Raw genomic sequence first — 23,864 nt, 5'->3', positions numbered from 1 at the left:
GCCGATCATGCTGCCACCGCGGCGCGTGGGATCCGGGACCGGTTGACGATCAGATAGGCAGCGCCGGAGAGCACGAAGCCGACGAAGAAGGTGATGTCGCCCAGCTGCGGCACCGACTTGGCGACGAAGCCGACGAACTTCTCCTGATTGGAGAACAGCAGCACCGACACCACCAGCCCGGCCAGGAACGCCGCCACGCCGGCCCAGTTGCGGTGGTCGCGGTCGTAGAGCAGATGATCGATGCGCTGACCGCGACGCAGGTACTCGTCGGCGAACACCACACCCAGCCACGGTCCGATCCAGTACGCGACGATGAGCAGGAAGCCCTCGTAGCTGGCAGCCGCGTCCGGCAGCGCCCACCAGGCGACCAGGAACCCGATCACGCCGAAGGCCGCCGACACCAGCGCCCGCTGCGTGCGCACCGAGAACGTGAAGCCCATGGTCACGAAAGCCATTGCGCCCGAGTAGACATTGAGCGCATTGGCTGCCACCGCACCCACCGCGATGGCCAGCAGGGTCAGGTCCGCCAGCAGCTTGGGCAGGTTGGCGGTGAACACATCGGTGGGGCTGCCCTGCGCGGTGCTCGCCACGGTCGCCGAGGCCGCGCCGACCATCTCCAGCCAGACACAGGAAATGAACAGGCCCGCCGAGGCGTACGCACCGGTCGCGGCCCGTGACACCGTCGCGGGCAGATAGCGGGAGTAGTCCGCCGCGTAGGGATTCCAGCCCGCGCCGTAACCGAAGGCGGTGCCGACGGTGAGCAGGAATCCGCCCATGCCGCCCACGCCCCCGGCCGGTGCGGGCGCGCCCAGCGAGGCTTTGCTGAAGATCACCACGGTGACGATGGCGAATACGATGGCCAGCAGCGGGAAGGCGATGCGTTCCACCGCCTGCACCAGGTTGTGGCCGAAGAACGCGAAGGCGGTCTGCACCACCACGATCACCAGCAGCGCGGTCGGCTTCGGCATGCCGGTCAGGGAATTCAGCGCGAACGCGCCGCTCACGGAGTTGGTGGCGAACCAGCCGACCCCGCACATGACCGACATGAACGCGGCGGGCAGGGTGTTGCCGCGATAGCCGAAGGCCGTTCGCCCCAGCACCATTTGCGGGACGCCGTGCAGGGGCCCGCGCGCCGACAGCAGGTAGTGGGCGGCCGCGCCCAGCCCGGTACCCACAGCGATGCCCAGGCTCGCCTGCCAGAAGTTCATGCCGTACGCGGTGACGGCGAGCACGCCCACGAAGACGGTGGCGAACTCCATGTTCGGAGACATCCACGTCCAGAACAGTTTTCGCGGCGTACCGTGCCGGGCATCCTCGGGGATGTAGTCGTCGCCGCCGGGCTCGACGGCCATCACGCGGTCGCCGTAGGCGGGACGAATCTCGGTGTCGGTCATGGCTTTCGGCCTCTCAGCGCTCGTGGGATTCTTCCAGCACGGTCCGGCCCAGCAGCGCGTACCGGCCGGGATCGGTGCGCTTCAGGTACAGGGCGTAGCCGATACCGGCGATGGCCACCGCGGCCACCAGGTACGGCGTCGCCTTCAGAATCAGCGATCCGGCCTCGCTTCCGGCGGCGGTGTCCATATTGAGGACCAGCAGCAGCACCACTCCGATCATGGCCACGCCGCCCACCAGCGGGGCCACCAGAGTGCGGAACCAGTGCCGGGTTTCGGGGTGGTGGTTGCGGAAGTAGGCGATGACCGCGAAGGAGCACACGGCCTGCACGATCAGGATCGCCATGGTGCCGAGCACCGCCATCAGTGTGTAGAGGCTCGCGTAGGGGTCCTTGCCCGCGAGGCCGAAGGCCAGCACCAGCACGGCCGAGAAGACGGTCTGCACCAGACCTGCGATGTACGGGGATCCGTTCTGCGGGTGGGTCTTTCCGATCGTCCGCTTCAACGCCGGAATCACGTCCTCGCGGCCGAGCGCGTAGAGGTAGCGGGAGGCGCAGTTGTGGAAGGCCATGCCGCAGGCCAGCGAACCGGTGACCATGAGCCACTGCATGGTGTCCACGGCCCAGTGCCCGACATAGCGTTCGGTGGGCGCGAAGAAGAGATTCATCGGATTGTCGGAGGCGGCCAGTTCCATGGCCTTGCCCTGCCCGTTGCCGGAGATCGTCATCCAGGAGATGAACAGGTAGAACACGCCGACACCGAGAACGGCGATCATGGTGGCGCGCGGGATGATTCGCTTCGGATCCTTGGATTCCTCACCGTATATGGCGGTGGATTCGAACCCGACCCACGACCAGAAAGCGAAGAACAGTCCCAGGCCCGCGGACGCGCCGTGGAAGGCGTTGACCGGATTGATCGGGGCCAGCGACAACCCGTCCGGGCCGCCGCCGTGCAGCAGTACCGACAGGCCCATGACCGTCAGCACGGTCACCTCGGTGACCAGCAGCACGATGAGCAGCCGCTCGGCCACGGCGACGCCGAACCAGGTACCCAGGCCGTTGATCGCCAGCATCAGGATGGCGAACACCCACCACGGAATGTTCACGCCCACCTGATCGGAGACGGTGTTGTGCGCGAAACTGGAGAAGATGCCGATCAGCGACGGCTCGAACACCATGTAGGCGAAGGTGGCCAGCAACCCGGCCGACAGGCCCGCGGTGCGGCCCAGGCCGTAGGAGATGAATCCGTAGAACGCGCCGGTGGTGGTGATGTGCTCGGCCATAGTGGTGTAGCCGACGGTGAAGATGGCCAGCACCACCATGGCGATCAAAAACGCCGCGGGCGTGCCGATTCCACTGCCGGCCGACATCATGAACGGCACATTGCCGGTCATGGCGGTGATGGGCGCGGCCGTCGCGACGGCCATGAACACCACGCCGAGCAGACCGACCACATTGGGTTTGAGCCGCGACACCCCCGTTGCGGATGTGTCCGATCCCCCTGAAAGTACGGTTGGTGCACTCGATTCCATGGTGAAGCTCCTCAATCTTGGTCGACTGACCTGCGAGGAATGTTCGGGCTGGAATGTTGCCTCGATATGAAACGGAGTTACCGGCAGAAACCAAAGGAGTGACTCAGGTCACTATTCTTACAGTCAGCCGGAAACACGGCCCAGCGCTTTACGGATCGTATGGCGCACAGCCATTTTGATTCGCACCGCAGCGGGTCGCGTCACAATCTAGCTTCAGTTCGCTAAATTCAGCCACTAGGGTGGGTGCATGGACAACGACCTCGCCCGCGAGGTGTGGCGCGTGCTGGAGCCTCTGCACGCCGTCACCTATTTCGCCGCCGACTGCATCGCCGCCAACAAAGCTGTTGGCCTGCGCGGCTTCTGGATGGGCTACTTCGCGTCGCGCTCCGCCCCGCTCGGCGCGGTCGGACCGTCGGTCGTGGAGGCGACCTTCTACAACTTCCATCCGGCCATGGTCCGGCGGGCCATTCCGGACGCCTGGGGATTCGCCGCACCGGACGCGATCATCGCCACCCGCACCATCGCCGCGGCCGCGGTCCTGCGCACCGTCGTGCCCGATATCGCCGCCATCGCCACCCGCGCCGTCCCGCGCCTGCAGCAGGCCATCGCCACCGCGCCGGCGGCGGGCCGCCCGCTCTTCGCCGCCAATCGCGACCTGCCCACCCCGGACGACTCCGTCCACGCCCTCTGGCAGGCGGTCACGGCGCTGCGCGAACACCGCGGCGACGGCCATGTGGCGTGCCTGCTGAGCGAGGGCATCGACGGCTGCGAGGCGCACGTGCTGTTCTCGGCGTCCACCGGCACCCCCGCGCAGCTGTGGCGCGACAATCGCGGCTGGAGCGAAACCGATTGGAAGGCAGCGCGAGAGCGGCTCACCGACCGCGGCCTGCTCAACGCCGACGGCATCACCGAGGCCGGGCGCGCCCTGCGCGCGCACCTCGAGGCCCGCACCGACGCCCTGGCCATGACCGCCTACCGCGGCGTCCCGGGCATCCTCGACATGCTGTCCGCCCTCACCCCCGCCGCCCGCGCCGTGGTCCGCAGCGGCGAGGTCCCCTACCCGAACCCGATGGGCGCGGATCCCGTCTGAGGTCACCAGACGCCGGGGACCAGGCGCTTGGTCGTGTGCCGATAGGTCTCGTAGGGCGCGCCCAGGGTCGCCACCAGCGTCTTCTCCTCGAGCGTGATCCGGCGCAGGAACGCGTAGACCGGGACCACGGTGGTGAGCAGCAGGGACACGTAGTTACCGGCGGCCAGGCCGAAGCCCAACGTCAGCAGCAGGATGCCGGTGTAGGAGGGGTGCCGGATCCACCGGTAGGGGCCGGTGCTGATGACCGGCTGGTCTCGGTCCACCTCGACGGTGGTGCGAAAGTGCTTGCCCAGCACCGCGATCGCCCAGGCACGCACGACCAGGCCCAGCCACATGAGGGCGACGCCGAGGATCTGCCACGGCAGGACCGGGCCGGGAAAACGCAGCGGGCTGTCGGCGGGGAGCAGGATGCCGGCGAAGCTGGCGACCGTCATGGCAGCGGCCACCAGCACGAAGATGAGGAGCCTGGTGTGGCCGTCTCCGGCGGTGGAGCCGGTGCCGCGCATGCGATCCCGCACCCGCAGCGCGATCTCGAATGCCATCCACGCCCAGGTGGTGTACACGGCGATGGTCACGTCGGACTCCCTTCCGGTTCGAGATAACCATCAAACGGGATCGGCCCGCATCAGGGATCCACCCGGAGAATGAACCCTGACCGTCCCGGATCAGACTCGATGCCGACACCGCGTCCCCATCAGTACCGCTCGAGTCGAATGGCATTGGCGGCCTTCTCGATCGGCTTCATGATCGGGCGCATGGCCATGCCCTTCCACGGCATCCAGCGCAGCATGCGCATCATGGTCATCTGCATGCGCAGGGCGCGGGCGTCGGCGGCGACCATCTGGGTGGCGTTGTTCCAGCCGAGGGTCAGATTCTCGTCGACGTACTCGCGCATGCGCTCCTGGTAGGCCGCGAAGGCGACGCGGTGGTCGCCGGCGGCGGCACGCAGCTCACCGGCCAGCACGTACGCCCCGACCAGGGCCATGCTGGTGCCCTGGCCGGACAACGGAGACGGGCAGTAGGCGGCGTCGCCGACCAGTGCGACGCGGCCCGAGGACCAGCGCTCCAGGTGGATCTGGCTCACCGTGTCGAAATAGAAGTCCGGCGAGTCCGGCATGGCGTCGAGCAGGGTCGAGGTCTCCCAGCCGCTGCCGGCGAAGACATCGGCCACCAGCCGCTGCTGTGCGGCGGTGTCGCGGCGGTCGGGCAGCTGCTCGGGGGCGGGAAAGATGAACTGCGCCTTGGCCGCCGAGCGCTGCGTGCTGTACACCTGCACGACCTTGCCGGGCGCGGCGTGGATGAGCTCCCAGTGATCGAGGTCCAGGTGGTTCGGCACCGAGATGACGCAGGCGGCCATGCCGGTGTGGCGGGCGAACTGCTCCTCCGCGCCGAAGACGCTGCGGCGCACCGTGGAATGCATGCCGTCCGCGCCGATCACCAGGTCGAACACCTGGGGAGCGGCGTGACGGAAGTGCACCTCGACGCCGTCGGCGTGCTCGATCAGCTCGGTGATGGCGTCGCCGAACCGGTAGTCGACGCCGCTCTTGCCGGCGTCGAACAGGATTCGCGCCAGGTCGCCGCGCAGCACCTCGTCGTCGCCGGGCGAACGCATGCCGATCAGGTCGGGTCCGAGGGTGGCGATCGCCTTGCCGGTCGCGTCCACCCACGCACCGCCGCGCATATCGGTGGAGGCCTTGCGGATCTCGTCGGTGAGCCCCATCCGCTCCACGACTTCCATTGCCACGCCGCGGATATCGACCTTGTACCCGCCCTCGCGCAGGGCCGGGGCCTGCTCCACGACGGTGACGGTGAAGCCGTACTTCTTCAGCCAGAAGGCGAGGGCCGGGCCGGCGACGCTGGCGCCGGAGATGAGGACGGTCTTGTTCGCGAACTGCTGTGTGCTGGTCATGTCACAAAGCTTCGGCCGGGGCGCTCACCAACCCCTCACCGTCGGCTCACCGGCCCTCACCAACACCCTGACCTGCGATTTCAGGCGTCGGCCAACAGTGCGAGACCCTCCCGCGCCCGCTCGTGCGCCTCGGTGACGGCGATCGAGCCACCTGCCGGGATCTCCAGCACCGCCCGGTAGAGGTTCCGCGCTGCGGCCGGGTCCTCGGCACGAGCGATATCCCCCAGGCCGCGAAGTGCACCGGCGTACATGTCGATCGCGCCGTGGGTCCGCGACAGCTCGACTGCCCGTTGATAATCCGCGCGGGCCGCTTCGGCATCCCGCTCCGCCACCCCGCCCAGATGGATGTCGCCGCGACGGGTCAAGAGGTCGGCAGTGTCCGCGGCCCAACCCAATTCGGTGTTCACCGCGATCGCCTCATCGATCAGAGCCAGCGAGCCGGCCCGATCGCCGCGCCGCTCGGCCACCGCCGCCAGCTTGTCCAATGCGGCCGCGATCGCCCACCGGTCCCCGATCCGCCGGAACCCCGCCAGCGCCGCCGCGAACTCCGGCTCGGACTCGTCGATCCGCCCGGACATGAACAACCCCATCCCGTCCCCCAGCCGCAGAAACGCCTGCGACCAGTCATCCGCCCCGAACAGCCGGCGCAACTCCGCCGGCTCCCCGGGCAGCATCCCGCCGGCGAGCGCGAGCAGAAAGATCAGATGCGGCTGCCGCATCGGATGCTCCTGTGCCGCAACCCTCGCCGCCGCCCGCTCGACCTCGGTCGCGAGATCATCCCGCCCGCGCGCCGCCACCGCCACCGCCACCGCGTATTGCTCGGCGTCCACGGCAATCGGCGACTCGGGCCGGGACAGTTCGGAGAGCAGTCGGTTGGCCAGGGCGGGGCCGTCGCCGGAGTGGCCGGTGAGCCACCAGTACCAGGCTTGGGCGGCGATGAGGCGGGCGGCGAGGGCGGGGTCGGCGGTGGTGGACCAGTGCAGGGCGGACTGGAGGTTGTCGTGGTCGGTGGCGAGGCGGGCCAGGTGCTGTAGTTGGGTGGCGGTGCGGAGCAGGGGGTCTGTGGTCTCGGCTGTGTCGGCGAAGTATTCGGCGTGGGCCCGTTGGGTTTTCTCGTGCTCGCCGGATTCGATGGCGCGGGCGCGGGCGAATTCGCGGATGGTTTCGAGCATGCGGTAGCGGCCGGCGGCGATGTCCAGGAGGGATTTGTCGGTGAGGTCGGCGAGGAGGTCGTCGATATCGTCGATGTCGCACACCCGGCGGGCCTGTTCCGCGGTCGCGCCGCCCGTGAAGACCGAGAAGCGCTGGGCCAGTTGCTGTTCGGCGTGGTCGAGGAGTTCCCAGCTCCAGGCCACTACGGCCTGCAGGGTTTGGTGGCGGGGTTCGGCGGTGCGGTCGCCGCGGGCCAGCAGGCGGAAGCGGTCGGTGAGGCGGGCGTCGATCTCGGGGAGATCGAGGCTGCGCAGGCGGGCGGCCGCGAGCTCGATGGCGAGCGGGAGGCCGTCGAGGCGGCGGCAGATGCGGGCGACCAGGGCGATGCTGCCCGCATCCGGGAGGAAGCCGGGACGGACCGCGGCGGCCCGGTCGGCGAACAGGCGCACGGCCGGGGCGGCCAGCTGGTCGGCGAGCGCCGAATCCGGTGGGGCCATGGGCAATTGGGGGACGGGGAACAGCGTTTCGCCCGTGACCCGCAGCGCCTCGCGGCTGGTGGCGAGAATGCGCAGGCCCGGGCACGCGACCAGCAGGCGGTGCGCGAGGCGGGCGATATCGAGGACGACGTGCTCGCAATTGTCGAGGATGAGCAGCAGCGGACGATCGGTGAGCACGGCGACCAGCTGCGACTCGAAATCGCGTGGTCCGGGGGCCGCATGCGCCGACAGGTCGCGACAGCCCAGGGCGCTCGCGATCGCCTGGGCCGCCTGCACACCGTCCACCAGCGGCGCCAGTTCGACGAAACAGACGTCGCCGCGAACCCGGTTGCCCGCCGCCAGCGCCAGGCGCGTCTTCCCGGTGCCGCCGGGGCCGATCAGGGTGACGAGGCGGGTCTGGGCGACCAGTGGCACCAGCCGCGCGAGTTCGTCCTCCCGGCCGACGAAACTGGTGAGCGGGGTGGGCAGCCGCCGATTCGACACGGCCGCAACCTCATCCGCGCGCAGGATCGCCAGGTGGGCGTCCATGAGCTCGGCCGAGGGATCGGCCCCGAGCTCGTCGGCGAGCAGCCGCCGTCCCGCTTCGAAGGATTCCAGCGCCTCGGCCTGTCGGCCCGCCGCGTACAGGGCACGCATGAGCAGAGCGCGCGCCCGCTCCCGGAGGGGATGTGCCGCAACCAATTCCGACAGTGTCGCCACCACCGCCTGCGGATCCCCCACCGCCAGCGCCGCCTCGGCCCGATCCTCCTCGGCGGCCAGCCGCGCCTCGTCCAGCCGCGCGCCCTGACTCTCGGCGAAGGGCGCGTCCCGCACATCGGCCAGCGCCGGACCACGCCACAATCCGAGCGCCTCGTCGAGCAGCGTCATCGCCGCGCCGGAATCCCTGTCCCGCAGGGCTTTCCGCCCCTGCTCGGCAAGCCGCGCGAATCGGAGCGCATCCACCGATTCCGGGTCGACCGCCAATCGATAACCAGCCCCGGCCGACTCGACGAACTCGCCGTCCCCGACACCGGTGCGCAGCGCCCGCCGCAGCCGCGACACCTGCGACTGCAACGCATGTCCCACCTCCCCCGGTGGCTCCGACCCGTACAGGTCGTCGATCAGCCGCTCCCGCCCGACCACCCGCCCGGCATCCAACGCCAACACCGCCAGCAATGCCCGCACCTGCGGACCCCCGATCGGAAACGGGCCCCCATCGGCCCGCCGCGCCTCGATCGGACCCAAGATCCCGAACTCCACGCGGCCAGTATGCCCTTGGCCAAGCCTGGCTCCCAACGCGCGGACCTGTGCCACTCCCGGTCATTCCGGTGCGCTCGGTCCGGACTCCACCGACCGCCGCCGGAAGCATCGCCAGCTCGAAGCCCGGGCGACGGCATACCTGGATGAGGGGCGGCGATCCGGTGTGGCGATCCGGATCGCCGCATTTGAGAATGTGCTGGCGCACAGTGCTTCTCGGGCTCGGCCCGCACCCGGAATACACGTCGGAGATCCCGTGCGAGCTGCGGTCAGCGGGATTCGGGAGCAGCGACCAGGTCCCGGATGAGCAGGGCGGCGTGGAGGGAGGTGCGGGTCTCGCCGTTGTCGAGATCGACGTCGAGGATGCGTTCGATGCGGGACAGGCGATCGTAGAGGGTGGGCCGGCTGATATTGAGGCGCTTGGCGAGTTCGGTCTTGTTGCCCGCCAGGTCGAGGAATTGGCGCAGGGTGCGGGCGAGGTCGGTGGCATTGCGGATGTCGTGCCGGAGCAGGGCGCTCAGCTCGGTCTCGGCGAAGCGCTGGACGCCCGGCTCGTCGCGGATCAGCGACAGCAGGCCGCGCAGCCGGACGTCGCCGCTGCGATAGAAGGGGCGCGGGACCGACGGGTCCAGGGAGAGAGCGACTTCGGCGACGTGCGCGGCCTGGGCCAGCTCGCGCGCGGTGTCGAGGAGGGAGTCCGATTCACCGCCGGCGCCGATGACCGCGCGCTCCACACCCGCCACGCGGCGGATCTCGGCGAGCATGGCCGAGCAGATCGCGGTGAGCGCGCTGTCCAGGTCGCCGCTCCGGGAGACAGCCAGCACGATGGTGACCCGATTGCCGTGGTCGGGCGCGGCCAGCGCGGTGGCCTTGGCCAGCGCCACCCCGTGCAGCGCCGCGTCCAGCAGTGCGGCCGTACGGCGTTGCTGCGCCACCGGATCCGCTTCGGCCGCCGCCGCGACCTCCACCGCGAGCGGGACATAGCGAGCGCGGCGGGCCAGCCCGAGCGCCGCCGCCAGGGCCACGGCGTCACGCTCGTCGGTGAGGCGGCCGTTGACCATATCGTCGATGAGCCCGGTCTGGGCCTGCCGGTGCAGCCCGAAACGGTCGCGCTCGATCATCCGGTGCAGGGTCAGCGTCTGCGCGGCGCGTTCGAGCACCATACGCGCGCGGGTGGTGGGCACCCGGCTGGAACGCAGGATGAGCCGGCCCCAGCGCTGTGTATGCGGGCCCACCGGAACCACATTCGGATCGGTGTCGGGCAGCAGCCGGGAGGTGGCCTCCCAGTGCTCGAGCAGGGCCGAGGTGCCCGTGTGGCGCGCGGTCAGGGCCAGCACGCGATGCGCCAGGTCCTCGAGCACGACCGAGGCGTCCAGCATCCCGGCAGCCGTCTTCACGATCTCGGCCAGCGACGCCCGCCGCACACTCAGCGCCGTGAACGTCTCGTGCACCGTGCGCGCGAATTCCAGCTCCGCGTACTGGTCGGCCACGATGACCCGGTGCACCGCCTCGGTGACCTCCACGAACCGCACCACCCGGTGCAGCGCCACGATCGGCAACCCCACCCGGTCGGCGGTCTCGGCCACCACCGGCGACAATTCCCGCACGTAGGTGCCCAATTCGATGACCAGCCCGGACACCCCGGCCGCGGCCAGCGATTCCAGGTAGGCCACGGTGGCCGCGTCGCTACCGGCCAGCGCCTGTCCGGTGGTGAGAATCAATTCCCGTCCCACCAGAAGTTTCGCCACGTCCAGCAGTTCGCTCACGTGCACCCACCGCACCGGCCGATCCAGCGGACCGCCGCCCACGACCTGCGGCTGCCCGGCCCGCACGACCGGCATGGCCAGCACATCAGCAACGGAGAGGAGCACCGACGAATCGTAATACGAAGTTGGAAAATGGATACACAACGTCGGGAATCAACCGGCGGGTAATGGCGCAGAGTAGGGACGGACACTCACGGAATCGAGGAGATATGCAGACCATCGCACACTGGCTCGACGGCAAGTCCTTCACCGGTTCCAGCACAGCGACCGCACCGGTCACCAACCCCGCGACCGGCGTGGTGACCGGGCAGGTCACCCTGGCCTCCGCGGCCGACGTTCGCACCGTGATCGAATCCGCCGCGGCCGCGTTCCCCGCCTGGCGCGACGCCTCACTGGCCAAGCGCACCCAGGTGCTGTTCCGCTTCCGCGAACTGCTCAACGAGCGCAAGGAGGAGCTGGCCGCCCTCATCACCAGCGAACACGGCAAGGTGCTCGCCGACGCGCTGGGCGAGGTCACCCGCGGGCTCGAGGTCGTCGAATTCGCCTGCGGCATACCGCATCTACTCAAGGGCGGCTACACCGAGAACGCCTCCACCAAGGTCGACATCTTCTCCGTGCGGCAGGCACTGGGCCCGGTGGCCATCATCTCGCCGTTCAATTTCCCGGCCATGGTGCCCATGTGGTTCTTCCCCGTCGCCATCGCGGCCGGCAACACCGTGGTGCTCAAGCCGAGCGAGAAGGACCCCTCGCCCTCGCTGTGGCTGGCCGAGCTGTGGCGCGAGGCCGGGCTGCCCGACGGGGTCTTCAATGTGGTCCAGGGCGACAAGGTGGCGGTGGACGAACTGCTGGCGAACCCCGCCATCAAGGCGGTGTCGTTCGTCGGCTCCACCCCGATCGCCAAGTACGTCTACGAGCACGGCACCGCCGCCGGCAAACGCGTGCAGGCGCTCGGCGGGGCCAAGAACCACATGGTGGTGCTGCCCGACGCGGACCTGGACCTGGCCGCCGACGCCGCCGTGAACGCGGGCTTCGGCTCGGCCGGTGAACGCTGCATGGCCATCAGCGCGCTGGTGGCGGTGGGCGACATCGCCGACGATCTGGTGGCGCGGATCACCAAGCGTGCCAAGACCATTCGCACCGGCGACGGCACCCGCGGCACCGATATGGGCCCGCTGGTGACCGAGACGCACCGCGACAAGGTGGCCGCCTACATCGCGGCGGGCGAATCCTCCGGCGCCACTGTGGTTCTCGACGGCCGCGTGGTGGCCGCCGACGGCGCTGCCGACGGATTCTGGCTGGGCCCCACCATTCTCGACCACGTCACCACCGACATGAGCGTCTACACCGACGAGATCTTCGGCCCGGTGCTGTCGGTGGTCCGCGTGGACAGCTACGACGAGGCGCTGGCCCTCATCAACGCCAACCCCTACGGCAACGGCACCGCCCTGTTCACCAATGACGGCGGCGCGGCCCGGCGCTTCCACAACGAGGTCGAGGTCGGCATGGTCGGCATCAACGTCCCCATTCCGGTCCCCATGGCCTACTACAGTTTCGGAGGCTGGAAGAACTCCCTGTTCGGCGATTCGCATGCGCACGGCACCGACGGCGTGCACTTCTTCACCCGCACCAAGGCCGTCACCACCCGCTGGCTCGATCCCAGCCACGGCGGCCTGAACCTCGGCTTCCCCCAGAACCACTGAACGGAGTCCGCGATGACCCTGCCCAATGGGCTGACCCCGGAGGCGGCCCGCGAAAAAGCCGCCCGCGCCTACGAATTGGACCGCGAGCACGTCTTCCACTCCTGGTCCGCACAGAAGTCACTGGATCCCATGGTGATCACCGCCGCCCAGGGCTGCTACGTGTGGGACGGCGACGGCAACCGGCTGCTCGACTTCTCCTCGCAGATGGTGAACACCAATATCGGACACCAGCATCCGAAGGTGGTGGCCGCCATCCAGGAGCAGGCGGCCACGCTGTGCACCATCGGCCCGGCGTACGTGAACGACGCCCGCTCGGAGGCGGCGCGGCTCATCGCCGAACGCACCCCCGGTGAGTTGAACCGGATCTTCTTCACCAATGGCGGCGCGGACGCGGTCGAGCACGCGGTGCGCATGGCCCGGCTGCACACCGGGCGGTACAAGGTGCTCGCGCGCTACCGGTCCTATCACGGCGGCACCGAGACCGCGGTCAATCTGACCGGTGACCCGCGGCGCTGGCCGAACGACCACGGCAATGCGGGGGTCGTGCACTTCTTCGGACCGTTCCTGTACCGCTCGCAGTTCCACGCCACGACCGAGGCCGAGGAGACCGAACGGGCGTTGCAGCACCTCGAGCAGACCATCGCGTTCGAGGGGCCGAGCACCATCGCGGCCGTCATCCTGGAATCGGTGCCGGGCACGGCCGGAATCATGGTGCCGCCCCCGGGATACCTGGCCGGCGTGCGAGAACTGTGCGACAAGTACGGCATCGTGTTCATCGCCGACGAGGTGATGGCGGGCTTCGGCCGCACCGGAGAATGGTTCGCCATCGACCATTTCGACGTGGCGCCGGACCTGCTCACCTTCGCCAAGGGCGTCAACTCCGGCTACGTGCCGCTGGGCGGTGTCGCCATCGCACCGCACATCGCGGCCACCTTCGACGACCGCGCCTATCCGGGCGGGCTCACCTACTCCGGGCATCCGCTGGCCACGGCCGCGGCCGTCGCGACCATCACCGCCATGCGCGAGGAGGGCATCGTCGAGAACGCCGCCGACATGGGCGAGCGCGTCATCGGCCCGGGCCTGCGGGAACTGGCCGAGCGGCACCCGAGCGTCGGCGAGGTCCGCGGACTCGGCGTGTTCTGGGCCGTGGAACTGGTCCGCGACCGCGCCACCCGCGAACCCCTGGCGCCCTACGGCGGCACCAGCCCGGCCATGAACGAGACGGTCGCCGCCGCCAAGGCCGCCGGACTGCTGCTGTTCGTGAACTTCAACCGCCTGCACGTGGTCCCGCCCTGCACCATCAGCGAGGCCGAGGCCAAGGAGGGACTCGCCATCCTCGACCAGGCGCTCACGGTGGCCGACGCCCATACCGTGTGACCCGGAGACGGTGACTTTCGAGAACGCGAGGAGCGCGGTGGGTCAGGAACAACTGCAATTCATCGGCGGCGCACGACGATCCGGGTCGGGTGCGCGGCTGTCGATCATCGCGCCGGCCACGGGCGCGGTCATCGCCTCGGGCGCCGGCGCGAACGCGGCCGACGTCGAGTCGGCGGTGACCGCGGCCCGGGCGGCCTTCCCCGGCTGGGCCGGGCTCACCCCGGGCGCCCGGTCGGACCTCATGCACGAATGGGCGCGGATCCTGCGTGTCCGTGCCGGGGACCTCGCCGCGATCGAAAGTGTCAACGCGGGCAAGCCGATTCGCCTCGCCGCGGAATTCGACGTGCCCGGCACCATCGACAACACGGCCTTCTTCGCCGGCGCCGCCCGGCACCTGGAAGGCAAGGCGGCGGCCGAATACTCCGGTGACCACACCTCGTCGATCCGGCGGGAACCCCATGGGGTCATCGGGTCCATCGCGCCCTGGAACTATCCGCTGCAAATGGCGGCCTGGAAGATCCTGCCCGCTGTGGCCGCGGGAAACACGGTGGTGCTCAAGCCTTCCGAGCTGACCCCGCTGTCCTCTCTGTTGTTCGCGGAGGCCGCCGCCGACGCGGGCGTGCCGCCGGGCGTCATCAATGTGCTCACCGGCACCGGCGGCGAGGCGGGACAGGCGCTGGTGGAGCATCCGGCCGTGGCCATGGTGTCGTTCACCGGCTCCACCGGGGTCGGCAAGCGGGTGGCCGCCACCGCCGCCGGTGCGGTCAAGCGGGTCCATCTCGAACTCGGCGGCAAGGCCCCCTTCGTCGTCTTCGACGACGCCGACCCGGAAGCCGCGGCGCGGGGCGCGGTCGCGGGCGCGCTCATCAATACCGGCCAGGATTGCACGGCCGCCACCCGCGCCTATGTGCAACGCCCGCTGTTCGAGGAATTCGTCGGCCGCGTAGCCGATCTCATGGACCGGGTGGTGCTCGGTCCGGTCGAGAACCCGGAAACCGATATGGGACCGCTCATTTCGCGTGCGCACCGCGACAAAGTGCTGGGCATGGTGGAACGCGCCCGCGAATCCGGCGCGAAAATCGTACGCGGCGGCCGAATTCCGGAACACACCTCGACGGCGGGCTCCTACTTCGAGCCGACCCTGATCACCGGCGCGGCCCAGGACTCCGAGATCGTGCAGCACGAGATCTTCGGCCCGGTGCTCGTCGTGCTGCCCTTCGACTCCGACGACGAGGCCATCGCCCTGGCCAATGACACCGTCTACGGGCTGGCCGCCTCCGCCTGGTCCCGCGATGTGTTCCGCACCCAGCGGGCGAGCCGGGAAATTCAGGCCGGCTGCGTGTGGATCAACGACCATATTCCGATCATCAGCGAAATGCCGCACGGCGGGTACAAGTCCTCCGGATTCGGAAAGGACATGTCCGCCTACGCATTCGAGGAGTACACGAATATCAAGCACGTCATGTCGGATATCACCGGCACGGCGCACAAGCCCTGGCACGACATCATCTTCCGGGCCGGGTAAACGGCAGCTAAATCACGCGGGCGGGCTCCGAACGGGCCCGCCCGCGAATTTCTGGGCTATCCTCATGACACAGGAGGAGGCGGAAATGGACCGGCCGACGTCGCCGACGCAGGTATTGCGGTCCACCGTGCGCATGCCCCGCCGCTCCGAGGATCGCGCCGCCACCAGCTGACTCTCTCGAAAGCCGCCGACTGGTCCCCGTCCTCACGGGTGACCATCGGCGGCTTCCACGTACCCCGAGCACGCAGGCGCGAACGTTCGCCGTATCGGCACGAGAGAGAAGGAGTTGATCGGCCATGTCGGCCAAAGGAAGCAAACTGTGGGCGTCGGCACTCATCGATGCAGCGCCGACGCCGTACTGGACCGACCGGCCCGAGCGGCCGACCCCCACCGATCCCCTCACCACCGCCACCACCGCGGATCTGGCCGTCATCGGCGGCGGCTACAGCGGACTCTGGACCGCTCTGCTGGCCAAGGAACGTGATCCCGGCATCGATGTGGTGTTGCTGGAGTCCGGTCTCTGCGGACACGCGGCCTCGGGCCGCAATGGCGGATTCTGCTCCGCCAGCCTGACCCACGGCCTGGCCAATGGCATGGAACGCTTCCCCGACGAGATCGGCCAGCTCGAACGCCTCGGCCGCTCCAACCTGGACGACATCGAGAAGGCCATCCTCCGGTACGGCATCGACTGCGACTTCGAGCGCACCGGCGAAATGGAGGTCGCCACCGCGCCCCACGAGATCGAGTGGCTGCAGGAAAGCCACGATGCCGCCGAAGCCCTCGGCTACCGCACCGAACTGCTCGACGCCGGCCAGGTACAGGGCATGGTGCACTCTCCCACCTATCTCGGCGGCTGGTGGGACCGCGACGGCGTCGCCATGCTCGATCCGGCCCGGCTGGCCTGGGGACTACGGCGCGCCTGCCTGGATTCCGGCGTCCGCATCTTCGAAGGCACTCCGGTGCAACGTCTTTCGAAATCCCACGGCCGCACGCTGACCCTGCACACCCCGCACGGTGAGGTCCGCGCGCCCCGGGTCGCCCTGTGCACCAGCGCTTTCGCGGGCCCGGTGCCCAAGGTGTCACGCCATGTCGTGCCGGTCTACGACTACGCGCTCATGACCGAGCCGCTCACCGCCGAACAGCTCGACAGCATCGGCTGGGGCACCCGCATGGGTCTGGGCGACGCCTCCTACCGCTTCCACTACTACCGCCTGACCAGCGACAACCGCATCCTCTTCGGCGGCTACGACGCCATCTACCACTTCGGCAATCGCATCGCCCCCGCCCTGGAATACAACGAGGCCACCTTCGAAACCCTCGCCCAGCACTTCTTCCAGATCTTCCCGCAGCTCGACGGCCTGCGCTTCACCCACCGCTGGGGCGGGGTCATCGACACCTGCGGCCGGTTCTGCGCCTTCTTCGGCTCCGCCTACAAGGGCCGGCTGGTCTACGCCGCCGGCTACACCGGGCTCGGTGTGGGCGCGACCCGCTTCGGAGCGGAGGTCATGCTCGACCAGCTGTGGGGCCGCGACACCGAGCGGACCCGCCTGCGCATGGTCCGCTCCCGGCCGCTGCCGCTGCCACCGGAACCGTTGCGTTCCGCGGGAATTCACCTCACCCGCTGGTCCCTGGCCCGCGCGGACGCGCACCAGGGACGCCGCAATCTGTGGCTGAAGACCCTCGACTACACCGGCCTGGGCTTCGACAGCTGAGCAGCCGGGATCAGTTGGGCCGGCGCAGGATCAGCACGGTGATCTCGCTCGGCGCGAACAGGCGCAGCTGCGGACCCCAGAAGCCGGTGCCCCGGCTGGTGTAGAGCTGGGTGCGCTCGCCGTGGCGGCTGAGCCCGGCCACCACGGGCTGATCCAGGCGAACCAGATACCGGAAGGGCCAGATCTGCCCGCCGTGGGTGTGGCCCGAAATCTGCAGGGCCACACCGGCCGACACCGCATCGGTGACCTGTTTGGGCTGATGCGCCAGCAGGACGACCGGCAGTGCCGGATCGGCGCCGGCGAGGGCCGCGGTGATATCGGGGCCGTGGCCGGGCAGGCCGCTACCGGTGGGGTCGTCGATGCCCGCCAGCACGAGGCTGTCGCCCTCCCGGGTGATGACCTCGTGCTGGTTGCGCAGCGGCTGCCAGCCCAGGCCGGACATGTAGTCGATCCAGCCCGGGGCGTCGCCGAAGTATTCGTGATTGCCGGTGATGTAGAAGCGGCCGAACTCGGCCACGACCTTGCCCAGCGGATCGACCTGCGCCCTCCGCTTCTCCACCGAGCCGTCGGCGAGATCGCCCGCGTGACAGGCGATATCGGGATGTAGCGCGTTGACCTCCTCGACCACCCGCTCCGACCAGCGCAACCGATCGGTCGCGGCGTAGTGGGTGTCGGTGACGACCACGAGCCGGAAACCGTCCAAACCCGCACCGAGACCGGGGATCTCGACCTCGACCGTGCGCACGCGGGGCACCCGGCGCGCCTCGTATATCGCCCAGGCGGACAGCACGACCGACACCGCCAGCACCCCGGCGGCCACCACGCGCGAGCGCACCGGATCGTCCACCCCGGCGACCGCGAGCACGCCCCGGACCGCGGCGCCGATCACCGACCAGGTGAACACCACCCACATGACGCCCAGCATGGTGTCGCCCACCAGCGACGCCGCGTCGGACTGCCGCGGGCCGTGCCCGAGCAGCATGCCCGCGGGCAGCGCCAGATAGCCGAGCAGGAACACCGCCGACCCGAGCCAGAACCTTGTCCCGGACATCGTCGTGTAGACCAGCAGCCACCAGGGGAGGGCGAACAGGAGCGCGGGAATGCCGAGGAACAGAACCGCGCGCGGAACGTACTTCACGGGAGATCATCCTTGTCGGACCGAAAACCGCCGGACCCGGCGACCGATCCCAACATACCCGCGCGCTCGCGACCGCCGGTCGGCTGTTCGCCCGACCAGCCGCGATGAGGAAGGATGATCTCGTGATCGACCAGAACTCCGGCCGGGGAGCGCCGATCCTCGACGACATCTCCAAGCGGATCATCGCCCAGCTCCAGGAAGACGGGCGACGCGCGTACGCCACCATCGGCAAGGCCGTCGGTCTCTCCGAGGCCGCCGTCCGCCAGCGCGTGCAGAAGCTGGCCGATGCCGGAGTGATCCAGATCGTGGCGGTCACCGACCCCCTGCAGGTCGGGCTGTTCCGGCAGGCCATGATCGCCATCACCGTCGACGGGCCGGTGCAGCAGGTGGCCGACACCTTGGCAGCCATCGAGGAAATCAACTATGTCGTGGTGTGCGCCGGCCGCTACGACATCCTCTGCGAGGCCGTGTGCCCGGACGACGAAGCCCTGCTCGACCTGGTGTCCAACCGGATTCGCGGGCTGGCCGGGGTCCGGCACGCCGAGATCATGGTGTACCTCAAGCTGCGAAAGCAGACCTACAAGTACGGCACCCGCTGACCGGCGCGCGAACCCTCACTCGGCTCCGGGTGCGCCCGCCGGCGGCTCTGCGGTGAGCGTGGCGAGTTCGGCCGCGAGGTTGGCGCGCGCCGCGGACTCGTAGCGGGCCCGGGCGGTGGGCGTGCGGAAGAGGGCGGGCTGCCCGGCGAGCGCAGCCAGCACGGCCGCCCGGCCCGAGCGGAAGAGCGGGTCGGGGACGTGGGCGTACTCGGCGCGGACGGCGGCGGTGTAGGCGGCGTAGGCGGCCGCGTCGGCCGCGAGGATCGCCAGATCGGCATCACAGAGCACCGCGCCGTTGCGGTCCGACGGGTCCGGGTGGTGGCCGCCGGTCAGCCGGACCAGCCGAGCGGCCTCCGCCACCGTGTCCGCGCCGACTCCCAGTGCGGGCAGGGCGGTTTCGGCCAGGCGGGCGCTGGCCTCCTCGTTGTCGGTGCCGTCGACGGCGTAGACCGCGTCGTGGAAGAAGGCGGCGTAGCGCACCGCGTCCAGATCCTCCGCGTCGGCGGCGAGATCGTCGATGACCGCCAGCATGGCGGCCAGGTGCTCGGCGGTGTGATAGCGGCGGTGCGGCTCACGGTAGCGGCGGACCAGGTCCTCCCCCACCGCGCGCGCCTGCGGCCCGGCCAATTTCGTCCAGCGGTCCAGCAGATCCGCGTCCAGGCTCATCCCCATCCGGGCAGTGTGCCCAATCTTCGGTCCGGTGAAAACCCCTCCGGCAGCGTGGTTTTCACCACTGGCACATAAGGTCAAGCGTTCCCGAGCGTGAGGTAGCGCTGAATGGTGGGTCCGATGTCGGCGACGATCTGCTCCGAGCTCAGCGCCACCACCGGCTCCAGTCGTAAGACGTAGCGGCACAGGGCGAGTCCCAGGATCTGGGTGGCGATCAGGCCTGCGCGATGCGGTGCGTCGGCCGGATCACCGAATCGCAGCACGGCCGGCATGAGCTGCTGGGCGAAGATGCGCCGGGTGCGTTCCACGACGTCCTCGTCGGTCAGCGACGAACGGATGAGGGTGAGCAGGATCTCGCTGGTCGGCGGCTGTTCCCACAGCTCCAGGAAACGCGCGGCCAGCAGGGCGCCCAGCGAATCCGGCTCGGCCGCACCGAGATCCGGCAGCTCCAGGTCGATATCCAGTGCGGCGTCGAACAATCCGTCCTTGTTGCCGTAGTAGCGCATCACCATCGACGGGTCGATCCCGGCGTCGGCCGCGATCGCCCGAATGGTCGCCTTCCGGTAGCCGTCCTCGGCGAAGCGGCGACGCGCCGCCTCCAGAATCGCCGCGCGGGTCGCATCCGACCGCCGCGGACCCGTCTCCACAGTCATGCCCACAAGTGTAGGCCAACAACTGTTGACTACCAAGGGCCGGGTTACAGTGAGCCATGTCGATGCAGCCCAAGCGCTGGACGCCGCCCAAGGCGACGGCCCGCGCCCACGAAAACCACAGTGCGCCACCCATGCCGCCCGTGCGGCGACTCGAGGTGCCCGGAGACGGGCCCGAGGATGTGGTGATCGCCCCGGACGGCAGAGTCGTCGCGGGACTCGCGGACGGCACCCTGGTGGCGGTCGACCCGGCCGACGGCACGGTCGAGCGGATCGGGCACACCGGCGGGCGGCCGCTGGGACTGCACGCCAACCCCGATGGCTCGCTGCTGATCTGCGATGCCAACCGTGGGCTGTTGCGCCTGGACAAGCCGGGCGGGCAGGTCGAGGTGCTGGTGTCCGAGGTCGACGGCGTGCCGCTGAACTTCACCAGCAATGTGGTCGCCGACGGCGACACCGTCTACTTCTCCGAATCCACCCGGCACTGGTCGCTCGGGGAATACATGGGCGACATGCTCGAGCACTCCGAGACCGGTCGGCTGCTGCGCCGCAATCCCGACGGCAGTGTCGAAACCCTCGTCGACGGGCTGAAATTCGCGAACGGCATCGTGCTCGCCCCGGACCGCTCGTGCGTGCTGGTCGCCGAGACCGGCGGCTACAGCATCACCCGCTACTGGCTGACCGGGCCGAAGGCGGGCACCCACGACTACTTCGCCGAGAACCTGCCCGCCTTCCCCGACAATATGGGCCTCGGCAGCGACGGGCTGGCCTGGGTGGCGCTGGTGTCGCCGCGAAATCCGCTGCTGGACATACTGCTTCCGCTGCCCGGCGTACTGCGCCGGCTGGTGTGGGCGATTCCCGAAGCGCTGCAACCGAAACCGGCGCGCACCGTGTGGGTGCAGGCTTTCGACTTCGACGGGAATCTCGTCCACGACCTGCAGCGCGAGGGCACCGACTACGCCATGGTCACCGGGGTCGCCGAACAGGACGGGGTGATCTACCTCGGCAGCCTGAGCGAATCAGCGATCGCGGTCACCGCGGTGCCCTAGTTCTTCTGAGCCTCGTCCTGCGCGTGCTGCGCCTGGGCCAGCTGCGTCGGCGTGTACCGCAACGTCAACGCAAGCAGGCCCATGACGGCCGTGCCGATGGCGCACACCAGCAGGACGAAGGTGTACCCGCTGCCGAGCGCGTCGATCTGGTGCTGCGACATCTCGCTCACCTTGCCCGTGGCGCCCTTGTCCAGCGACAGCGTGCGCGACAGGGCTACCGGGCTCAGAATGCCGACCGCGAACGGCGTACCCATGTTCATGAACATCTGCCCCACCGCGGACAGCGGGCCGATGTGGGCCATGTCCACGCCGACCAGCACGCACAACGGCAGGATCACGATGGCGGTGCCGACACAGAAGCCGACGACCGACATCATGACCAGCAGCGTCGGGAAGTAGTCGGCCGAACTGTCCAGCGTCGACCCGAAATACAGCGCGCCCGCCAGCACCACCGCCGCCGCCAGCAGCAGCCAGCGCGCCCGAACATACATGCACGCCTTGGAGGCGACCGCGGTGCCGACGCCCGCGCCGAGGGTGAACGGGATGCTGGCCAGACCCGCGTGCAAGGGGTTGTAGCGCAACACGTTCTGCAGGAACTGCGCCACGAAGAAGGTGGTCGCGCCGAGCACGCCGGAGGTCAGGAAGATGGCCGCGAAGGTGATCACGCGATCGCGGCTCTTGAACAGCGACCACGGCAGCAGCGGGTTCGCCACATCGCGCTCGGCGAAGACGAACACCACCAGCAGGATCAGGCCGCCGATCACCGCGCCCAGGATGACCGGGCTGCCCCAACCCATTTCAGGTCCCTCGGTCGCGCCGAAGACGATCGACACACAGGCCAGCGTGCCCAGGATGGCGCCGCGCACATCCATGGACATGCGGTGGTGCGCGGTGTCGCGCAGCTGGTAGATCGCGCCCCAGACGATGAGAATGCCGATCGGCACATTGATCCAGAAGATCCAGCGCCAGTCGACCTGGGTCAGCGCGCCGCCGATGACCAGACCGCCGACCGAGCCGACACCGACCATGGATCCGAAGATGGCGATCGCCTGATTGCGGGCCGGGCCGGGCGCGTAGGTGCTCGCCACCAGCGCGAAGGCGGTCGGCGCGGCAATGGCCGCGCCCGTGCCCTGCAGGGCGCGGGCCGCGATCAGCCAGGCCTCGTTCTGTGCGGTGCCGCACAGCGCCGAGGCGACGGTGAACAGCGCGACGCCGAGGATGAGCATGCGCTTGCGGCCGAACGAGTCGCCGAGACGCCCACCCAGGAGCATGAGGCCCGCGAACGGAAGACCGTAGGCCGTGACCGTCCACGCACTGCCCGCGCTGGACAGGCCGAGCTGTTCCTGTAGTCGCGGCAGCGCCAGGATCATGACGGTGCCGTCCAGCACGACCATCAGCTGAAGCCCGCTGAGGACGAGAATTGCGAGCCCGAACGCCCGCTTGGTCACCGGATACTGCATCGTCGCAGCGGGGTTATCGAGCACCCGCCCACTGTAATGGATGCGCTATCCGGCGAACCGAACTCATGACGCGCCGTCAGGAGTTGTCCTGGTGCGGCGCGCCCGCCGTGAAGCCTGCGGTCGGGCCGATGACGATGATGGCCGGTGGGCGAATGCCCTCGGCCCGCACCCGTTCGGCGACGGTTGCCAGATCGGCGCGCAGGATGCGCTGGGTGCGCAGGCTGCCCTCCTGGATGACGGTGACCGGGGTATCGGCGGCACGGCCACCCGAGATCAGCGCGTCGGCGAACTTCTCGATCCGCTCCACCGCCATCAGCAGCACGATGGTGCCGCGCAGCCGGGCCAGCGCGGGCCAGTCGACCAGCGAATCCGGGTGGTCGGGGGCGACATGGCCGCTGACGACCACGAACTCGTGGGTGACACCGCGGTGGGTGACCGGGATACCGGCCAGGGCGGGCACCGAAATCGCGCTGGTGACACCGGGAACCACGGTCACCGGGATACCGGCGTCGACGCAGGCTTCGAGTTCCTCGTAGCCGCGCCCGAAGACATAGTTGTCGCCGCCCTTGAGCCGCACCACGAACTTGCCCGCCTTCGCGCCCTCGATGAGCGCGGCATTGATGGCCTCCTGCGCCATGGCCCGGCCGTAGGGAATCTTGGCCGCGTCGATGACCTCCACCTCCGGCCCGAGCTCGGCCAGCAGCTCCGGCGGCGCGAGCCGGTCGGCGACAACGAGATTCGCGCGGGCCAGCAGGCGGCGGCCGCGCACGGTGATGAGATCCGGATCGCCGGGGCCGCCGCCGACCAGCGCCACGCCCGGGGTTACGGGGGCCGAATCATCGGTCACCACACCGGATTGCAGGGCTTCCAGCAGCGCGTTGCGCACCGCGGCCGAGCGGCGGTGCTGACCGCCGGCCAGCACGCCCAGCGTCATGCCGTTGTAGCGCGCGGTAGCCGGAGTGACCGCGGTGCCCAGCCGTGCGGTGTCGGCGCGAACGCAGAACACACGGCGGCGGGTGGCCTCGGCGACCACGGCCGCATTGGTTTCGGGCTCGTCGGTGCAGGCCATGGCGTACCAGGCGCCGTCGAGATCGCCGTCGGCGTAGGCGCGCAACTCCAGGGTCAGCTGTCCCGAGGTGGCCATGCCCTCGACCGCGGGCGTGGCCTCACGGCTGATCACGTGCACATCCGCGCCGGAGGCGATGAGCAGCCCGAGCCGCCGCTGCGCCACCGTGCCGCCGCCGACCACGACCACGCGGCGACCGTTCAGATCGAGGCCGACCAGGTAGTTCGGATCGCCAGTGTCGACCCGGGACTCGGGAACCGGCTGGTCATCGGGGGTGGCTACGGGGTTCTGCACAAGGATTCAGGGTACGGCGTGGGCGGCGGCGCACGACAATCGCCCGGCGTCCG

At 69.5% G+C, this 23,864-nt stretch carries 18 protein-coding genes; 7 read left to right on the top strand and 11 right to left on the bottom strand.

Translation table 11 applies throughout. The annotated features are described in order from the left end of the window. Positions 1 to 5 precede the first annotated feature (5 nt). Both ACQP1O_RS10640 and ACQP1O_RS10635 read right to left on the bottom strand, forming a co-directional pair. The gene (locus tag ACQP1O_RS10640; protein ID WP_433565648.1) at positions 6 to 1,394 is read right to left on the bottom strand and encodes a purine-cytosine permease family protein; all 1,389 of its coding nucleotides are present in this window, start codon (positions 1,392 to 1,394) and stop codon (positions 6 to 8) included. Between the two features lie 13 nt (positions 1,395 to 1,407). Next, positions 1,408 to 2,922: an APC family permease gene (locus ACQP1O_RS10635; RefSeq protein ID WP_433565647.1), complete on the bottom strand. Its 1,515-nt coding sequence runs from the start codon at positions 2,920 to 2,922 to the stop codon at positions 1,408 to 1,410. A 247-nt stretch (positions 2,923 to 3,169) separates the two neighbouring features. Between ACQP1O_RS10635 and ACQP1O_RS10630 the strand changes: the two genes are divergently transcribed. Continuing rightward, positions 3,170 to 4,012, top strand: a complete 843-nt coding sequence (locus ACQP1O_RS10630) for an SCO6745 family protein (protein ID WP_433565646.1) — start codon at positions 3,170 to 3,172, stop codon at positions 4,010 to 4,012. 2 nt (positions 4,013 to 4,014) lie between these two features. On the opposite strand, the gene ACQP1O_RS10625 is transcribed toward ACQP1O_RS10630, so the two are convergent. The 4 genes from ACQP1O_RS10625 to ACQP1O_RS10610 all read right to left on the bottom strand — a co-directional run bounded on the left by ACQP1O_RS10625 (position 4,015) and on the right by ACQP1O_RS10610 (position 10,677). Further along, positions 4,015 to 4,587, bottom strand: coding sequence for a methyltransferase family protein (locus ACQP1O_RS10625; RefSeq protein ID WP_379386497.1), 573 nt, complete (start codon positions 4,585 to 4,587; stop codon positions 4,015 to 4,017). 119 nt (positions 4,588 to 4,706) lie between these two features. Further along, entirely contained in the window at positions 4,707 to 5,921 is a 1,215-nt protein-coding gene (locus ACQP1O_RS10620) for an FAD-dependent monooxygenase (RefSeq protein ID WP_433565645.1), read from the bottom strand. 80 nt (positions 5,922 to 6,001) lie between these two features. After that, on the bottom strand, positions 6,002 to 8,809 hold the full coding sequence (locus ACQP1O_RS10615) for a BTAD domain-containing putative transcriptional regulator (protein WP_433565644.1): 2,808 nt from the start codon (positions 8,807 to 8,809) through the stop codon (positions 6,002 to 6,004). A 266-nt stretch (positions 8,810 to 9,075) separates the two neighbouring features. Then, positions 9,076 to 10,677, bottom strand: a complete 1,602-nt coding sequence (locus tag ACQP1O_RS10610) for a PucR family transcriptional regulator (RefSeq protein ID WP_433565643.1) — start codon at positions 10,675 to 10,677, stop codon at positions 9,076 to 9,078. A gap of 104 nt (positions 10,678 to 10,781) precedes the next feature. On the opposite strand from ACQP1O_RS10610, the gene ACQP1O_RS10605 reads away from it, so the two are divergent. From ACQP1O_RS10605 to ACQP1O_RS10590, 4 genes are all read left to right on the top strand, one after another. Next, positions 10,782 to 12,272, top strand: a complete 1,491-nt coding sequence (locus ACQP1O_RS10605) for a CoA-acylating methylmalonate-semialdehyde dehydrogenase (protein WP_433565642.1) — start codon at positions 10,782 to 10,784, stop codon at positions 12,270 to 12,272. A 12-nt stretch (positions 12,273 to 12,284) separates the two neighbouring features. Continuing rightward, positions 12,285 to 13,649, top strand: a complete 1,365-nt coding sequence (locus ACQP1O_RS10600; protein WP_433565641.1) for an aspartate aminotransferase family protein — start codon at positions 12,285 to 12,287, stop codon at positions 13,647 to 13,649. A 37-nt stretch (positions 13,650 to 13,686) separates the two neighbouring features. Beyond that, positions 13,687 to 15,174, top strand: a complete 1,488-nt coding sequence (locus ACQP1O_RS10595) for a gamma-aminobutyraldehyde dehydrogenase (protein ID WP_433565640.1) — start codon at positions 13,687 to 13,689, stop codon at positions 15,172 to 15,174. 296 nt (positions 15,175 to 15,470) lie between these two features. Then, positions 15,471 to 16,886 (top strand): NAD(P)/FAD-dependent oxidoreductase, encoded by a 1,416-nt coding sequence (locus tag ACQP1O_RS10590; protein ID WP_433565639.1) that lies wholly within the window; start codon positions 15,471 to 15,473, stop codon positions 16,884 to 16,886. A gap of 10 nt (positions 16,887 to 16,896) precedes the next feature. Here ACQP1O_RS10590 and ACQP1O_RS10585 read toward each other — a convergent pair whose 3' ends face one another. Then, positions 16,897 to 18,024, bottom strand: a complete 1,128-nt coding sequence (locus tag ACQP1O_RS10585) for a metallophosphoesterase (RefSeq protein WP_433565638.1) — start codon at positions 18,022 to 18,024, stop codon at positions 16,897 to 16,899. A 104-nt stretch (positions 18,025 to 18,128) separates the two neighbouring features. Here ACQP1O_RS10585 and ACQP1O_RS10580 point away from each other — a divergent pair, with 104 nt between their 5' ends. Further along, complete coding sequence (locus ACQP1O_RS10580; RefSeq protein WP_433565637.1) at positions 18,129 to 18,623, top strand: Lrp/AsnC family transcriptional regulator; 495 nt, start codon at positions 18,129 to 18,131, stop codon at positions 18,621 to 18,623. 15 nt (positions 18,624 to 18,638) lie between these two features. Here ACQP1O_RS10580 and ACQP1O_RS10575 read toward each other — a convergent pair whose 3' ends face one another. Together ACQP1O_RS10575 and ACQP1O_RS10570 are read right to left on the bottom strand one after the other, a co-directional pair. Further along, positions 18,639 to 19,295 carry an HD domain-containing protein gene (locus ACQP1O_RS10575; protein WP_433565636.1) on the bottom strand — a complete coding sequence of 219 codons (657 nt, stop codon included), beginning with the start codon at positions 19,293 to 19,295 and terminating at the stop codon, positions 18,639 to 18,641. 74 nt (positions 19,296 to 19,369) lie between these two features. Next, positions 19,370 to 19,945 carry a TetR family transcriptional regulator gene (locus tag ACQP1O_RS10570; RefSeq protein ID WP_433565635.1) on the bottom strand — a complete coding sequence of 192 codons (576 nt, stop codon included), beginning with the start codon at positions 19,943 to 19,945 and terminating at the stop codon, positions 19,370 to 19,372. 56 nt (positions 19,946 to 20,001) lie between these two features. On the opposite strand from ACQP1O_RS10570, the gene ACQP1O_RS10565 reads away from it, so the two are divergent. After that, on the top strand, positions 20,002 to 20,991 hold the full coding sequence (locus ACQP1O_RS10565; protein ID WP_433565634.1) for an SMP-30/gluconolactonase/LRE family protein: 990 nt from the start codon (positions 20,002 to 20,004) through the stop codon (positions 20,989 to 20,991). Here ACQP1O_RS10565 and ACQP1O_RS10560 read toward each other — a convergent pair. Together ACQP1O_RS10560 and cobA are read right to left on the bottom strand one after the other, a co-directional pair. After that, positions 20,988 to 22,475 (bottom strand): MFS transporter, encoded by a 1,488-nt coding sequence (locus tag ACQP1O_RS10560; protein ID WP_433565633.1) that lies wholly within the window; start codon positions 22,473 to 22,475, stop codon positions 20,988 to 20,990. The genes ACQP1O_RS10565 and ACQP1O_RS10560 overlap by 4 nt on opposite strands. A 52-nt stretch (positions 22,476 to 22,527) precedes the next feature. Next, positions 22,528 to 23,736: a uroporphyrinogen-III C-methyltransferase gene (gene cobA, locus ACQP1O_RS10555; RefSeq protein WP_433567645.1), complete on the bottom strand. Its 1,209-nt coding sequence runs from the start codon at positions 23,734 to 23,736 to the stop codon at positions 22,528 to 22,530. Positions 23,737 to 23,864: the final 128 nt, after the last annotated feature.

The sequence above is a fragment of the Nocardia sp. CA-151230 genome (assembly GCF_050942175.1).
Classification (GTDB): Bacteria; Actinomycetota; Actinomycetes; order Mycobacteriales; family Mycobacteriaceae; genus Nocardia.
The sequence above is the reverse complement of the archived record's forward strand: the minus strand, read 5'-3'. Positions and strand labels throughout refer to the sequence as shown.